The 15,586-nt window shown below is 29.3% G+C and carries 14 protein-coding genes and 1 other annotated feature; of the genes, 13 read left to right on the plus strand and 1 reads right to left on the minus strand.

What is annotated here, in order from left to right:
- Nucleotides 1-25: 25 nt before the first annotated feature.
- Nucleotides 26-526, minus strand: coding sequence for a tryptophan transporter (locus tag KQI89_RS01140; RefSeq protein ID WP_216455573.1), 501 nt, complete (start codon nucleotides 524-526; stop codon nucleotides 26-28).
- Nucleotides 527-649: 123 nt separating this feature from the next.
- Nucleotides 650-898: a binding site (T-box leader), on the minus strand.
- Between the two features lie 115 nt (nucleotides 899-1,013).
- On the opposite strand from KQI89_RS01140, the gene KQI89_RS01145 reads away from it, so the two are divergent.
- From KQI89_RS01145 to KQI89_RS01205, 13 genes are all read left to right on the plus strand, one after another.
- On the plus strand, nucleotides 1,014-2,006 hold the full coding sequence (locus KQI89_RS01145) for an ABC transporter substrate-binding protein (RefSeq protein ID WP_216455574.1): 993 nt from the start codon (nucleotides 1,014-1,016) through the stop codon (nucleotides 2,004-2,006).
- Nucleotides 1,981-2,736, plus strand: coding sequence for an ABC transporter permease (locus KQI89_RS01150; protein ID WP_216455575.1), 756 nt, complete (start codon nucleotides 1,981-1,983; stop codon nucleotides 2,734-2,736). The genes KQI89_RS01145 and KQI89_RS01150 overlap by 26 nt, the downstream gene beginning before the upstream one ends.
- A gap of 17 nt (nucleotides 2,737-2,753) precedes the next feature.
- Entirely contained in the window at nucleotides 2,754-3,473 is a 720-nt protein-coding gene (locus tag KQI89_RS01155; RefSeq protein WP_216455576.1) for an ABC transporter ATP-binding protein, read from the plus strand.
- A 108-nt stretch (nucleotides 3,474-3,581) separates the two neighbouring features.
- Nucleotides 3,582-3,935: a hypothetical protein gene (locus KQI89_RS01160; protein ID WP_216455577.1), complete on the plus strand. Its 354-nt coding sequence runs from the start codon at nucleotides 3,582-3,584 to the stop codon at nucleotides 3,933-3,935.
- Nucleotides 3,936-5,105, plus strand: a complete 1,170-nt coding sequence (locus KQI89_RS01165; protein WP_216455578.1) for a cation:proton antiporter — start codon at nucleotides 3,936-3,938, stop codon at nucleotides 5,103-5,105.
- 141 nt (nucleotides 5,106-5,246) lie between these two features.
- Nucleotides 5,247-7,739, plus strand: coding sequence for an ABC transporter substrate-binding protein (locus tag KQI89_RS01170; RefSeq protein WP_216455579.1), 2,493 nt, complete (start codon nucleotides 5,247-5,249; stop codon nucleotides 7,737-7,739).
- A gap of 423 nt (nucleotides 7,740-8,162) precedes the next feature.
- The gene (locus KQI89_RS01175) at nucleotides 8,163-8,609 is read left to right on the plus strand and encodes a GNAT family N-acetyltransferase (protein WP_216455580.1); all 447 of its coding nucleotides are present in this window, start codon (nucleotides 8,163-8,165) and stop codon (nucleotides 8,607-8,609) included.
- Nucleotides 8,610-8,887: 278 nt separating this feature from the next.
- Nucleotides 8,888-9,448, plus strand: a complete 561-nt coding sequence (locus KQI89_RS01180) for a cytidylate kinase family protein (protein WP_216455581.1) — start codon at nucleotides 8,888-8,890, stop codon at nucleotides 9,446-9,448.
- Nucleotides 9,449-9,640: 192 nt separating this feature from the next.
- Nucleotides 9,641-10,807, plus strand: coding sequence for a MalY/PatB family protein (locus tag KQI89_RS01185; protein ID WP_216455582.1), 1,167 nt, complete (start codon nucleotides 9,641-9,643; stop codon nucleotides 10,805-10,807).
- Nucleotides 10,808-11,022: 215 nt separating this feature from the next.
- On the plus strand, nucleotides 11,023-13,077 hold the full coding sequence (locus KQI89_RS01190) for a methyl-accepting chemotaxis protein (RefSeq protein WP_216455583.1): 2,055 nt from the start codon (nucleotides 11,023-11,025) through the stop codon (nucleotides 13,075-13,077).
- Between the two features lie 198 nt (nucleotides 13,078-13,275).
- Nucleotides 13,276-14,082, plus strand: a complete 807-nt coding sequence (locus KQI89_RS01195; protein ID WP_216455584.1) for an amino acid ABC transporter substrate-binding protein — start codon at nucleotides 13,276-13,278, stop codon at nucleotides 14,080-14,082.
- A 21-nt stretch (nucleotides 14,083-14,103) separates the two neighbouring features.
- Complete coding sequence (locus KQI89_RS01200) at nucleotides 14,104-14,745, plus strand: amino acid ABC transporter permease (protein WP_216455585.1); 642 nt, start codon at nucleotides 14,104-14,106, stop codon at nucleotides 14,743-14,745.
- Between the two features lie 21 nt (nucleotides 14,746-14,766).
- The gene (locus tag KQI89_RS01205) at nucleotides 14,767-15,444 is read left to right on the plus strand and encodes an amino acid ABC transporter ATP-binding protein (protein WP_216455586.1); all 678 of its coding nucleotides are present in this window, start codon (nucleotides 14,767-14,769) and stop codon (nucleotides 15,442-15,444) included.
- The last annotated feature ends 142 nt before the right edge of the window (nucleotides 15,445-15,586 follow it).

The following is a 15,586-nucleotide window of genomic DNA, read 5'->3' on the forward strand; positions in this document are numbered from 1 at the left end:
ATTTTAAAGGTCAATAAGGTATATTCTATAAGGTTTTTAAACCTGTAATTCGAACTATTAGATTATATATAGCCAAGGAGACTATAGTGTTTATAAGAGAAGTAGGGATAACTATTGTAGCAAATAAAATAAAAATGTTTGTAGGCAATGACATAATAAAAGATACAGAAATTAAAAATACAATACCGCTTACTAGGGTACATAAAAAAGCTAATATGGGTACCTTAAAATAATTCTTTTTAGTAAAATGAGTCTTTATATTATAAATCAATGCTGCAGATATGATTTTATCTATCATATTTGGTATCTGTCCTCCAGGAAATCCAGTAGTAAGTGCAGCAAACATACCAAATACAATGCTAACAATTAAGGTTTCCTTGTAACTTTCACAAAATAATAATGACATAACCATCATAGTTAAAAGAAAGTCTGGCTTTATTCCAAAAAATATTGGAGGTGAGATTTGGTGAAGTATAAATCCTATAGCTAAAAATAATGATAAGGTTGTTAATTTTTTTAAATTCATATTTATTTCTCCTCGCATAATTAGTTTAGTAGTGAATTTTACATTTAAAATTTTATAGAAAACACTTCATCTCATATAAATCCCTCCTTTTAAAACAAATAAAAAAAACCTTCGTCTAAAACTAATTAGGACGAAAGTTGTTCGCGGTGCCACCTAAATTACATTGCAATAAACAATGTATCTCATTATTCAAGTACTAACATACTCTATCCTTTTTAACGGTAGGCTTCCGGTAACTGCTACTCTCCATTTAAGGATTTCGGTTTACTTCTGAAAGGTCCATTCACTAAAATTATCATCATGAAGATCTCACCATTCTTCACTCTCTGTGTATGAAGCTTTTTAGCTACTATTCCTTATAAACGAATTTAAATATTAATTTGAATATATTATAACATATTTTTAAGAGTTGTCCATTGATTATTTACTAATAATCTGTAAAATATATAGAGTAGGATAAAATTTCTATTAAAGGAAGGTGATTTTTATGAAAAAAAGATTTTCTATTGCATTAAGCTTATTAATGTCAATGGTTTTATTAGTAGGTTGCATATCAAATAAAGGTGAAGAAAAACAACAACAAGTAGAAAATAAGAATATTAAGGTGTTTGTTCCTGATGGAATTCCAGCACTTACAGCTGCAAAGCTTATGAAAGAAAAACCTGAAATTAAAAAGAATTTTACTATAGAATATAATGTAGAAAAAACTCCAGATGCTTTAGTAGCAAAGGTATTAAATAGCGAAGCTGACATAGCTGTGGTTCCATCAAACTTGGCAGCCCAAGCCTATAATAAGAACTTATCTTATAAATTAGCAGGTACTGCTGGCTGGGGATCTTTATTTGTAGTTACATCTGAGGATATTTCAAAGGTATCAGATATGAAAGGTAAAGAAATATATAATATAGGTAAAGGACTAACACCAGATATAATATTTAGATTTATATTATCTAAAAACAATATAGATACAGATAAGGATGTAAGCATAACTTATCTTAATGGTGCTACAGAGCTTGCACCAGCATTCATTAGTGGGAAGACAAGTCTTGCTGTTATGCCAGAACCTATGATAACTACTGTTACAATGAAAAAAACAGAAAGTAAAATTGCTATAGATTTAAATAAAGAGTGGATTAATCTTACAGGTAGCAAGTATGGATACCCTCAATCTAGTATAATCATAAAAAAAGAGTTAATAGAAAAAAATAAGGATTTTGTAGACAAGTTCTTAGAGGATTATAAAGAGAGCATAAAGTGGGCAAATGAAAATCCACAAAAATTAGGAGAGTATGCAGAAGAATTAGAATTAAATATGAATAAAGCTACAGCTGAAAAAGTGATAGAAAGGGCAAATATGAATTTTATTCATATAAAAGAAAGCAAAGAAGATTATGAAACATATTATAAAGTTCTTAATGAATTTGAGCCAAAATCAATAGGAGGAAAAGTTCCAGATGAAGGATTATACATGGGAAAATAAAAAGTATATATTTTTATCCATTATGCTTCTATTTATCATATGGGGAATAGGTGCTAAAAGTATAAATAATGAAACTATAATACCTTCTATAGGTTCCACTTATGAAGCTTTAATTGAAATAATAAATAATAAAAATTTTATAAATATAATAGGATTTACTTTATTAAGAAGCTTTTTAAGCTTCTTAATTTCTATATTAACAGCTTTAGTTTTAGGACTTTTAGCCTATGAATTTAGGATTATACATAATCTTTTTAAACCAATTCTTTCTATATTAAAATCAGTGCCAACCATGGCTATAGTTATTCTAGCTCTTATTTGGTTAGATAGTGAAAAGGCACCTGTTTTAATAGGCTTTATAGTGATATTTCCAATACTATATGACAGCATAGTATCAGCTTTGATTTCTATGGATACTAAAATCTTAAATATGGCAAAGCTTTTTAAGGTAAAGAAAATAACAATCATAAAAAACATATATATTCCATGCATATTTGGAGGAATATATAAGGTTATGGCCTCTGTATTAGGATTAAATTTTAAAGTGGTAATTGCAGGAGAAGTATTAGGTCAACCTAAATATTCCATAGGAAGTAGCTTGCAGATGGAAAAACTATACTTAAACACTTCTGGGGTCTTTGCTTGGATAATTATAGTGGTAGTATTAACTATTATTTTTGAGACTCTTATAAAGTTCATATATAAAAGTAAAGCACGTTGGAAGTATTAATTAAGGGAGTGAAGGGTTTGGAATACAAAATAGAGCATGTAGGAAAAGAATTTTCTAATCTTAAAGTATTAGAAGACATATCCTTTACTATTCCTAAAGGATATGTAACTTGTATATTAGGACCTTCGGGATGTGGAAAATCTACATTATTAAATATAATAAATGGAACTATAAAGGATTATGAGGGAGAGGTTAAAGGGCTACAAAAGGAAAAAATCAGCTTCGTTTTTCAAGAACCTAGGCTTATAAAATGGAATACTCTGTGGGATAATATAGATTTTGTTCTTAAGGATAAGCTAGATATAAAAGCTAGAAAAAACATAATCCAGCATTATTTAAATCAAGTGGATATGTTAGACTTTAAGGATTATTACCCTGATTTTATTAGTGGTGGAATGCAACAAAAGGTTAGTATAGCTAGAGCCTTTGCATATAGCTCAGAGGTTTTATTAATGGATGAACCCTTTAAATCATTAGATATAGCCTCTAAAGAAAATATAATAAATACTCTTGCAAATATAATAGATAAAGAAAAAAGAACATCTATACTAGTAACTCATGATCTAGAGGAGGCAGCGCTTTTAGGTGACTATATAGTGATTTTTACCAACAAGCCTACAAAAGTTAAAAAGATATTAGAAAATCCTATAAAAAGTGTAAGTGCTAGAAAGAAGGAAAAATTTATTATGGAGGATTTTGCTAAGGAAATAAAAAGCTATTTACTAGGTGGAGAATAATATTATTAGATTTTAAAGTTACACTAAGGCCTCTTTCAATTTTAAAATCATTAAAAGTTATGCTATACTATATTAAGTAAAACTTAAAATTGAAAGGAGATGATGAGGTTGCAAGTATTATTTTTAGTGCTAAATAAAGTGGAATGTCTTGAGGGAATACTTGAAAACTTCATGAGTGAAGGTATCAGAGGAGCTACTGTAATTGAAAGTACAGGTATGGCTCGAATATTAAATGAGGTAGGAAGCAACATTCCTATTTTTGGATCTATAAGAATGGTAATGGATGAAAAATACCCTTTTAATAAAACAATTTTTGTAGTAATTGAGGATAATCAATTGGAAACAGCGGTATCATGCATAAAGAAGGAAACAGGAGATATGTCTAAGCCTGATGTAGGCATAATATTTACAGTTCCTGTAGGTTACGTGGAAGGAATGAATATAGGGGGAAAGAGAGAGTAGATGAACAGTTTATATTACATAGCCATAGTACTATTTTCAGGCATGTTATGTGCAAAACTACTTTCTAAAATAAAACTTCCAAACGTAACCGGATATTTAATTGCTGGAGTAATTATAGGTCCTTATGTATTAAAAATTGTGCCTCAAGATGCAGTAAAATCTTTAGGGATATTATCAGAGGCAGCCCTTGGATTTATTGCCTATGGAATAGGCAGTGAATTTTTACTAAAGAATATAAAAAAGACAGGTAAAACTGTTATAATGATAACAATTTTTGAAGCATTAGGGGCAGTACTTTTAGTGGATTTAGCCATGATATTTATTTTTAAACAACCCTTACCTTTTAGCTTAACTATTGGAGCTATAGCTGCAGCTACAGCACCAGCGGCTACTATATTAGTAATAAGACAATATAATGCTAAAGGTAATTTTACAACCACTCTTTTACAAGTAGTAGCTATGGATGATGCTATAGGTATAATTGCCTTTGGCATATCTCTTGCGATAGCTCAAGCACTTATAGGTGGAGCTTCAACTTCTCTAGCCATGGCTATATTAAAGCCTCTAATTGAAATAGTCTTTTCTATAGTTATAGGATTTATATTAGGATTTATCTTTGCATATCTAGGTAAAAAAGTTCAAGGTGAGAATGAATTATTATCTTTAACTATAGCATTTATATTTTTTGCTATAGGAATTTCTATAAAATTAAATCTATCTACCCTACTTACATGTATGATGCTAGGAGCCACTATAACTAATTTAAGTAGCAATAGTAGTAGATTTTTAAGTATTGTGGATAGATTTACACCTCCACTTTTTATAGCATTTTTTACAATTGCAGGTTTAGAGTTGAATCTGTCAGTGCTAGGAAGTGTAGGAGTTATAGGACTTGGATATATGGTATTTAGAGTTATAGGCAAAATGCTTGGGGTATACATTGCAGGTTATATAACAAAAGCAGAGGAAAATGTAAGGAAATATTTAGGGTTGGCTTTAGTTCCTCAAGCAGGGGTAGCTATAGGCTTATCTTTGGTTGCAGAAAAATCTTTACCACCTGAGTATGGACAAGCAATAAGAACCATTGTATTAGCTGGAACAGTTATATATGAATTAATTGGACCATTATCTTCTAAAATCGCTTTAATAAAAGCAGGAGATATAAAATAAATATTGAATATATAAGGATAATCATTCATTTTTATGTAAAGTTAGTAGCTCTGTTTTAGAATTATAGAACAGGGCTCTAAAAATATTACTTTACTAAGTTTAAAGTTAAAAAGGGTATTTTGAATATTAAGGGGGAAAAATATGTTTTTAATGGGAGGAAAAAATAAAAAGGAACCACAAGAAAAGATTCAGCAGAGAGAAAACCTTGGGAGCAAATCCACAAATAATTTTAATTTAAAACTATCAAACTTAAGAATGCTACAAGAATATCAAATCAATATAGCAGATAGGATTTTAAATGAAGGTGAAGAAACATTAGAGGCTACAGAAGTTCTTTTGAATTCAGTAGAAGACATTAATAAACAAATTGAGTTAAATGAAAAGCATATCGCAAATACCTTTCAAGCATCAAATGAGGTAGGAGAATTCTCACATATAGTATTTAAGAGAGTAGATGAAACTATTAAAGAAATAAATAGTACTTTGGAAAAATCTAAATCTGGATATGAAGCCGTAAATTCTTCAATTAGTAGTATAGAAACCATAAAGGAAACTGTTGAAAATATGCATCAGGTAATCTTAGAATTAATAGAAAAGTCAGAAAAAATAAATGGTTTTGTGGATACAATAAAAAACATTTCTAATACTACTAATCTATTATCCTTAAATGCTAATATAGAAGCTGCAAGGGCTGGAGACGCTGGAAGAGGTTTTGCTGTAGTTGCAGGAGAAGTTAAAAAGTTAGCTGAAAGTAGTTCTAAATCTGCTAATGAAATTGGGGACATAATAAAGGATATAGCATCCACAACTAATAAAACCAATACCATAATGCAACAAAGTATTGAAAGAGTTATTAATAGCACAGAAGAAGCTAAAAAGGTTGAAGAAGCAATAAATCACATAATAGAATCTGTAAGCAGAACTCAACAAATATCTTTAGATATAGAAGAAGCTATAAAGCAACAAGTAAAGAAAAATGATTACCTTGTTGCTACTATGGAAGATATGGAAAAGGGCAGTCTAGAGCTGAAAACTCATAATGAAAACACTTCTATAAATGCTTTTAGACAAAAGTACAGTCTAAATAAACTAAAGGATAGTATAAACACATTAAATAATATATCTAAAAGCATGAAGACCCTAGTTCAAGACAAGGAAGAAAAATTAAATGACGAAAAAATAACTTTAAATATAAAATTTTCTAAGATATATACATTAGACCCTGTTAAAGTTCTTTATGCAGACAACGTTAAGGCGTTATACCCTATACATATGGGCTTGGTACAATTTGGATCAGGAGTGGATATAATAGGTGGTATAGCTAAAAGTTGGCATTTAGAGTCCGACAATGTTACGTGGAACTTTATTCTAAGAAGAGATATTAAATTTCATAATGGGCGAAATGTAAAATCCGAGGATGTAAAATATTCTTTTGAGAGGTTTTTAAGTAGAGAAACAAATTCAGACAATAGATGGATATTAAATTTTATTAAAGGAGCTAAAGAATTTTATAATGGAGAATCTAAGGTTATAAGCGGAATTAAAATTATAAATGACTACCAGATAAAATTAATTTTAGAAAATCCCTATGCTTCATTTTTAAATAATTTAGCATTTATATCCTGCTCTATAATACCTAAAGAGTGTGCGAAAAACATAGAGGTTAATCCTATAGGTATAGGGCCATATAAGTTTGTTAGTTATAATGAAAAGGATGATAAATTAGTGCTAGAAAAGGTGAAAGATTACCCATTAGGTTCTGGGCTTGCAGATGAAATTATTATTCATACATCTTCTGAGAGCTTAGCTGAAGACTTTATAAATAATAAATTAGACTATACACCTGTAAATGCTTCAAATGTTGATGAAATAAAGAAAGCAGGATATGAAATTAATAAAAAAGAAAGTCTTGGTGCAAAATATTTAGCCTTTAATTTTACTAGCAATAATCCTTTGATTGAAAATAGGTATGTAAGATTAGCTATTAACTACGCTCTAGATAGAGAAAGGATTATAAAGGAAGGCTTAAAGGACTTAGAAAACCCTTCACAGTATATATTCCCAGAGGGATTTAATTTAAACGGTAGAGAGAAAATAAAAAGAGATATAAGTAAAGCTAAGGATTATATGAAAAAAAGTGGAGTAAAGCAAGGTACTATAACCCTATTGATTAATTCTCTTACAAAGAATAGCCACTATGCTAAATCTTTAATAAAGGTACTTAAAGAGAATTTAAATGAAATTGGTCTCCAGTTAAAAACCGTAGAAGTAGAGCAAAAGAACTATACTAAGGCTGAATTTAAGAAAAAAGGAGATATACTTTATTCAGGGTGGATAGGAGATACAGGAACACCAGATAATTATATAGAGCCCTTTATAGATCCTGACGGTATTGCAAATATAGGGGGTTATACTAATGAAAACTTAATAGAGCTTATAGAGGAAGTAAAAGCCATAAAAAATCCTTATAAATATAGGGAAAAAATAGCTCACATTGAAGAAATATTAAAAGAAGAGTGTCCATATATATTTGTTTCTGTAAGTTGTAATTGTTATGCAACCAAAAATAATGTTAAAGGTATTACAGTAACACCTATAAATTTGATAAAATTGCAAGATGTATGGAAAGAGTAATAATTTGGTTTAATAAAAATTTTTATTTCATAGATTCAGATAATTAAGAGAATTCCACCTAAACCTTAGAATTAATTGACAATACATAAAAAAGCACTGCTTTACAGTTTATTTCAAAAGCAGTGTTTTTTTTATTTTTAAAGCATAGTTTTTACTGTATTAAATAAGATTTATAGAAATCACTATGATTCTTAAGGATTATTTTGAAAACATTATCAAAACTGCTTTATATGAAGTATTACATAAAGTTATAGTATTATAAGATATATAAGTTAAATTTTATTATAAGATTTACCGTGATATAATATTAGTAACCTTTAAATTGTTAGAATAAAAATAAAATTAAACTATAAAAGTGAAAATATAAAGATTAATTTTATTTTTAATACATAGGTATAATTCATTGTATAGGGAAGTGTTTTTATGGAAGTGAAAAGATTTAAGGGAGAGGAAAAAAATCTTTTAGAAGATGCTTATAAGGTTAGATATGCAGTTTTTGTGGAAGAGCAAAATGTACCTGTAGAACATGAAAGAGATGGTCTTGATGAAAAGAGTTACCATGTAGTGATATATGAAAACAATTTGCCAGTGGCTACAGGAAGAGTGGTTGATTTAAGTGGAAGATATAAAATAGGAAGAGTATGTGTGTTGAAAGAATATAGAAGATGTGGATATGGAGAAAAGGTTATAGAAGAGCTCATCCATATATTAAGAGAAATTAATATTGGAGAAGTACTATTACATGCTCAAATAAAATCTATTAGTTTTTATGAAAGATTAGGTTTCAAAGCCTATGGTAATTTATTTGAAGAAGAGGGAATAGAACATATAGCAATGAGTTTAATACTTAGAGGGGCTGGAAGATTTTAATTTAATAGAATATTCTTAAAGACACCGCTGAATTAAATATAGCATTATAGATATAGGATTTAGTATAAATTACTACTAAATTCTATATCTTTTTTATATTTATCTAAAGGAGTAATTATAAACTAAAGGAGGATAGCTCTTGTAATACTTTTCCTTTAATGTAATTTTAGTAAAGAGAATTACTTTTAACAAGAATAGATTAAATACATTGATAAATCATAACATTTAATCTTATAATTTACATAAGTATGTTATTATAAATAGCAAGGAGGATTTTTATGAAAATTACCATTACTGGAGATCTATATAGTGGCAAAAGCTGTTTAAGTAAAAGTCTATGCAGTCATTATGGATTAAAGATTTTTAGTGCAGGAAAGCTTTTAAGGAAAGAAGCGGAAAGTCTTGGAATGGATATTACAGAGTTTAATAAATATATGGATGATAATAATGTAGATATGATTATAGATGAAAGAACAAGGGAAATAGGAAGAAATGAAGAAAACTTTTTATTTGATGCTAGACTTGCTTGGTATTTCATTGAAGATAGTATAAATATTTATCTTAAAGTAAATGAAGATATAGCTGCTGAAAGAGCCATAAAAGATGCAAGGGGTAGCTCTGAAACTTATATTACCAAGGAAGGGGCTTTGTTTAGTATAAAGAAAAGATCCCTTGTAGAAAGAGAAAGATTTATAAGGCTTTATGATGCAGATATATATAATCTGCACAATTATGATATTATTTTTGACACAAGTTTTTGGTCAAGAGAAGAAGTGTTATTAAAGGTAATAGAATCTATTGAACTTTACAGAAAAAATTATAAAGACTCATTCTGGTAAAATGCAGGTGCTTTATATTTTTTATTTAAAGATTTCCTACTAAGATATATTTCTATATTGTTAGAGATTATTAAAGGATAAGGGTTATTTCTGTCGAATAATTAAGTATAAAATGGTTTTTCTATTTACAAGGTTATCTTATTTATAACCTTGGTATTATTAAATTAATTTGTAAAGGAGAGGGTATAGGTTATGGCGTATAACTTTGATGAAATTATCCATAGAAGAGGAACTACTTGTGTAAAATGGGATGAGGGTATAATAGATCTTGGTGAAGAGTTTCTGCCTATGTGGGTAGCTGATATGGATTTTCCTTGTCCAGTAGAGGTTCATAAAGCCATCAAAAAAAGAGCAGAACATCCTATATTCGGGTATACTTATGCTAATGAAGAAGTTTATAGGCTTATAATTGATAGATTGAAAAATAAATATGGATGGCATGTAGAAAAAGATTGGATAGTTTTTCTACCTGGTGTAGTTGATGGAATAGCTACTTCCATAAATAGCTTTACAAAAGAGAATGAGGGAATAATTATTCAACAGCCAGTTTACCATCCATTTGCCTTAGTACCTGAAGCTTATCACAGAAAAGTTTTAGTAAATAATCTTAAAGAATCAGAGTGTGGTTATGACATGGATTTAGAAGATATAAAAAATATAATAAAAAGAGAAAATCCAAAGATGCTAATATTATGTAACCCACATAATCCTTTAGGGAAGGTTTGGAGTAAAAGTGAACTTGAAAAATTAGGAGAAATATGCATAGAAAATAATATATTAGTTGTATCTGATGAGATTCATTCAGATATAATTTATAAGGGATTTAAACATACTCCCTTTGCATCCATTTCTAAAGAATTTGAGGCAAACTCTATAACACTAATGGCACCTAGTAAAACTTTCAATGTAGCAGGATTAAGTCAAGCCTTTGCAGTAATTCCTAACAAGGAATTAAGAGATTCTTTTGTAAGAGCTAGAATAGGATATAATTGGGGTAATGTGTTTGGGATAACTTCTCTAGAAGCTTGTTATAAATATGGAGATAAATATATAGAAGAGCTTTTATGTTATTTAGAGAAAAACATAGACTTTGTAGAAAAATATTTGAAAGAAAAATTACCTATTGTAAAGATGAAAAGACCAGAGGGAACTTACCTTTTGTGGTTAGATATGAGAGATTTGAATATGCCACAGGAAGAGTTAGATAGATTTTTAAAAGAAAAGGTTAAGGTTAAATTTAATAGTGGTAATATATTTGGAAAGCTAGGAGAAGGGTTTCAAAGAATGAATATAGCTTGCCCTAGAAGTTATATAGAAGAATGCATGCAAAGATTAGAAAAAGCAATTAATAGCTTATGAAGTAAAAGAACTTCCAATAAAAGTACAAGTTGATATTTAAAAGTACGCCTTATTTATAATATTTCAAAGTTATAGGTGGGGCGTTTGTGTTTTAAAGTTTTATCTAAACTCAAGGGTTTCAAGATAGTTTATTAAAGAATAAAATAAACATAATTAGCTATATATTAATTGGAACATTTAACTCATATTAAAATACAGTTTTAGGAGGCTGTTCTATGAAGAATATTAAAAGCATAAGGACAAAAATTATATTAACAATTTTGCCCGTAATCTTAATATCTATGTTTGTTATGAATTATATAAGTTATGAAAAGTCAAAAAATATTATTAATGAAAAAATAGAATTAAGTATGGAAAGTCAACTGGAAGGGAATATAAATTTAATTCAAAAAAGTTTATTGGAGCATGAACAAATTGCGGAGTCATTGGCAAAGGTAACTCAAGCAACTAAAAGCTCTTTATCAAAAGAACAGTATGCTGAGATGCTAAGGGAAGTTATACTTACTAATAAAGATACCTATGGAGCAGGAATATGGTTTGAACCTTATAAATATAAAGATGAATTAAAATATTTTGGTCCTTATGCCTATAAAAAAAATAATAAGGCTTTTTTTGTAGAAGATTATAGTGATGAAAAATATGACTATTTTAAATTTCCTTGGTATCAAAATACTATACAAGATAAGGATGGTTTTACATATTGGTCTGAGGTCTATTATGATGAGGTAAGTAAGGTTTCTATGGTTACAACTGCAGCACCTTTTTATGATAATAATAAACAAGTTTTAGGAGTTGCTACTTCAGACATTGACTTAACTACATTACAGAAAAATATAGGGGACATAAAAGTAGGAGAAAAAGGTAAAGCTTTTTTAATAGATAAGGATGGAAAATACATAGCTGGGGTTGAAGAAAATAAAATATTACAAAGTAAAATTATTGAAGATGAAAATACTTCTTTGAAATCCTTAGGTGGCACTATGTTATCCTCAAAAACAGGAGTATCTAATTATGAATTAGATGGAGAAGAAATAAGAGTATATTATGAAGAAATTCCAGAAACAAAATGGATATTAGCATTGACTATACCGGAATCAGAATTATTAGCTAGTTCTAAATCTCTTTTTAGATTACTTAGCGTAATTATAATTATAGCTTCCATCTTAATTACATTAGCTATTTTTTCTGTTGCTAATAGCATTACTAAAAGCCTTAAAAATGTGAATAATCTTGCTATGGGTATAGCAGAAAATGATCTAACTAAAACCATTGAAGGAAATAGCAATGATGAGATAGGAAAAATGATAGGATATCTTAATAATATGGCGAAAAATTTAAGAAACACAGTGTTCAATGTAAGGGAAAATATAGAGAAATTATCTTTAGCTTCTGAAGAACTTTCAGCAAGCTCTGAGCAAACAGAAGTAGCAGCAGATCAAATTGCAGTTTCTATACAAGACATAGCTTCTAATTCTCAAAAACAAGAAGATCTTATGAAGGATAGCAGTGTGATGGTAGGTGAAATATCTCAAGGATTAGAGCATGTAAGTTTAAATGTTCAAGATATGGCAGGAGCATCTGTTATAACCTTCAAAAGGGCTAAAGAAGGAAATGAAGTGGTAGATAAGGCCATAAGGCAGATGGATAATATTAATGAAAAAGTAGAATTTTTATCTAAAAGTATAGATACTTTGGGTAAGAAATCTTCTGAAATTGGAAGTATTATATTGGTAATAAGTGAAATAGCAGAAAAAACAAATTTATTGGCATTAAATGCAGCTATTGAAGCAGCAAGGGCTGGGGAACAAGGAAGAGGCTTTGCTGTAGTAGCGGAAGAGGTTAGAAAGTTAGCTGAGCAATCTGAAAGTTCAACAAGCAAGATAATTAATCTAGTACAGGATATACAAGGAAGTATTTCAGAGTCTACTGTAGCAATGGAGGAAAGTAGCAAAGCTGTTAATATTGGAATTTCTATAGTGGGGAGGGCTGGTAAATCCTTTAGTGAAATCCTACTTTCTGTAGATAATATTTCAGTAAAAATGCAAGATGCATCTGCGGTTATTGAGGAAATTTCAGCAGGATCACAAAGCATGGTGGAATCTATAGAAAATATGTCAAAGATTTTTGAGGAAACATCAGGTAGCTCTCAAAATGTAGCAGCATCAGCGGAAGAACAAACTGCGCTTATGAAGGAAGTTGCATCAGCAGCACAAAGGCTTACAGAGATGGCTGTAGATCTTGAGAGAATAATGAACAAGTTTCAAGTTTAATTAAATATAATAAATAAAAATGTCGGTTGTACTTTAACCGACATTTTTTTATGTAATTTTATATTTTATAAAGTAAGCTTATGATTATGGATGAAATAATTAATAGATTATTTTGAAAATATAAACTTTAATCGCCCTATTGACTTTATTACTTTATCACGTTAAAGTAATAAATAGATAAAAGAAAGAGGGGATAATATGAGAAAAAAATATTTAAGTTTTATTGTAGCTATGTTAGGAGTTTTTTTACTATCTGGATGCAATAATGGTAAAACAAGTTTAGATGAATTTGAAAACATAAAGAAAAGAGGATATATAATTTTAGGCTTTGATGATACTTTTGTACCTATGGGATTTAAAGATGCCTCAGGTGAAGTAGTTGGTTTTGACATAGATATTGCTAAGGAATTAGGAAGAAGACTAAATTTAGAAGTTAAGTTTCAACCTATAGACTGGGCCATGAAGGAAACAGAATTAAAAAATAAAAATATAGATGTTATATGGAATGGATACTCAATAACAGAGGAAAGGAAAGAAAAGGTTGAGTTTTCTGATCCTTATGTAGAAAATAGACAAGTTATAATAACCTTGAAGGATTCAAATATAAATAAAAAGTCAGATTTAGAAGGAAAAAAGGTTGCAGTACAAAGTGGATCAAGTGCTTTAGACGCTATAAATAAAGAAGAAGAATTAATGAAAAAGTTTCAAAATGGTAAGCCTATAACTTTTGATACCAATAATGAAGCTTTAATGGACTTAGAATCATCTAGAGTTGATGCGGTAGTAGCTGATGAAATACTATCAAGGTATTATACAACTCAAAGAGGTTCAGAAAAGTACAAAGTTCTACCAGAGGATTTTGGTAAAGAGCAATATGGTATAGGTATGAGAAAAGGAGACAAGAAATTTATTGAAGAAATTAATTCAATCTTAAATAACATGAAAAGGGATGGAACTACTTCAAAAATCTCATCAAAATGGTTTGGAGAAGATATAATTAAATAAGTTTAGGTTAGGAGAATATATATGGGTTATTTATACACACTTATAAGATCAATGGCACAGGGACTTATAAATACATTAAGTATATTTACTATTACTTTAATTTTATCTATACCACTTGGGGTATTTCTTTCCCTTATGCAAACTTCAAAGCTAAAGGTTTTAGATAAAATATGTAAGTTTTATATATTAATAATGAGGGGAACCCCCCTACTATTACAATTAACATTTATATTTTTTGGATTACCTTTAGTTGGTATTACTTTTAATAGATATACCGCTGCTATAATAGCCTTTGTGCTAAATTATGGAGCATATTTTGGTGAAATATTTAGAGGAGGTATTGAATCCATTGATAAAGGACAGTTTGAGGCAGCCTATGTACTAGGATTAAGCTTTAGGAGAAGATTCAAAAGAATAATATTACCTCAAGTAATAAAGGTGGTGCTGCCCTCTGTAGCAAATGAAGTAATTACTTTAGTTAAGGATACATCTTTAGTTTATGTAGTTGGCATAGATGAATTGTTGCGAATAGGGAAGATAGCTTCAAATAGAGAGGCAAGTTTAGTGCCCTTAATTGTAGTAGGAATTTTTTACCTGATATTTACTTTACTATTAACAAAAATATTTTACATTCTTGAAAAAAGATACTCTTATTATTTATAGGCAAAGAAAAGAGGGAAGAAAATGCTAGAGGTTAGAAACTTAAAAAAGTTTTATGGAAAGAAAGAAGTTTTAAAAGGAATATCCTTTGAAGTACATAGGGGAGAAGTAGTATCTTTAATAGGACTTTCAGGTGCAGGAAAAACCACTATTTTAAGATGCTTGAATGACTTGGAAAAATGCCATGAAGGTTACATTACTATTGAAGGAGATAGTCTTATTAAACAGGAAGGAGATATCTTTTCTTATAGTTCAAAGGAAGAAATAAAAAGATATAAGAGAAAAATAGGTATGGTGTTTCAGAATTTTAACCTTTTTCCTCATTTAAATGTAATTGAAAATATTATAGAAGGGCCAGTTAGTGTGCTTAAGATGGATAAAAATGAAGCAGAAAAAAAGGCAGGTGAACTCTTAAAAAGAATTAATCTTGAAGAGAAGGCTAAGGAGTACCCTTTTCAATTATCAGGAGGAGAAAAGCAGCGGATAGCTATAGTAAGAGCTTGTGCAATGAATCCTAAGGTGCTGTGTTTTGATGAACCTACATCAGCCTTAGATCCAGATTCTAAAAGACAGGTGGGAGAGATAATTAAGGAATTGGCAAAAAAAGATAATAGGGCTGTTTTAATAATAACTCATGATATGGATTTTGCTAAAAATATATCAGATAGAATAATTAAAATTAGAGAAGGTAAAATTGTTTAATCTAAGGGAACTAATTGGTAAATATCAAATTAGTTCCCTTAATTACTATAGTATTGGTAAAAACTATAGGCGGTTCCTGTACTATAGCTTATAACTATTAGAAATAATCCCATAAGGGTGTTACCATAAAAAATGGTACACG

Origin of the sequence: Clostridium simiarum, from assembly GCF_018919175.1 — a bacterium.
Classification (GTDB): domain Bacteria; phylum Bacillota; class Clostridia; order Clostridiales; family Clostridiaceae; genus Clostridium_L; species Clostridium_L simiarum.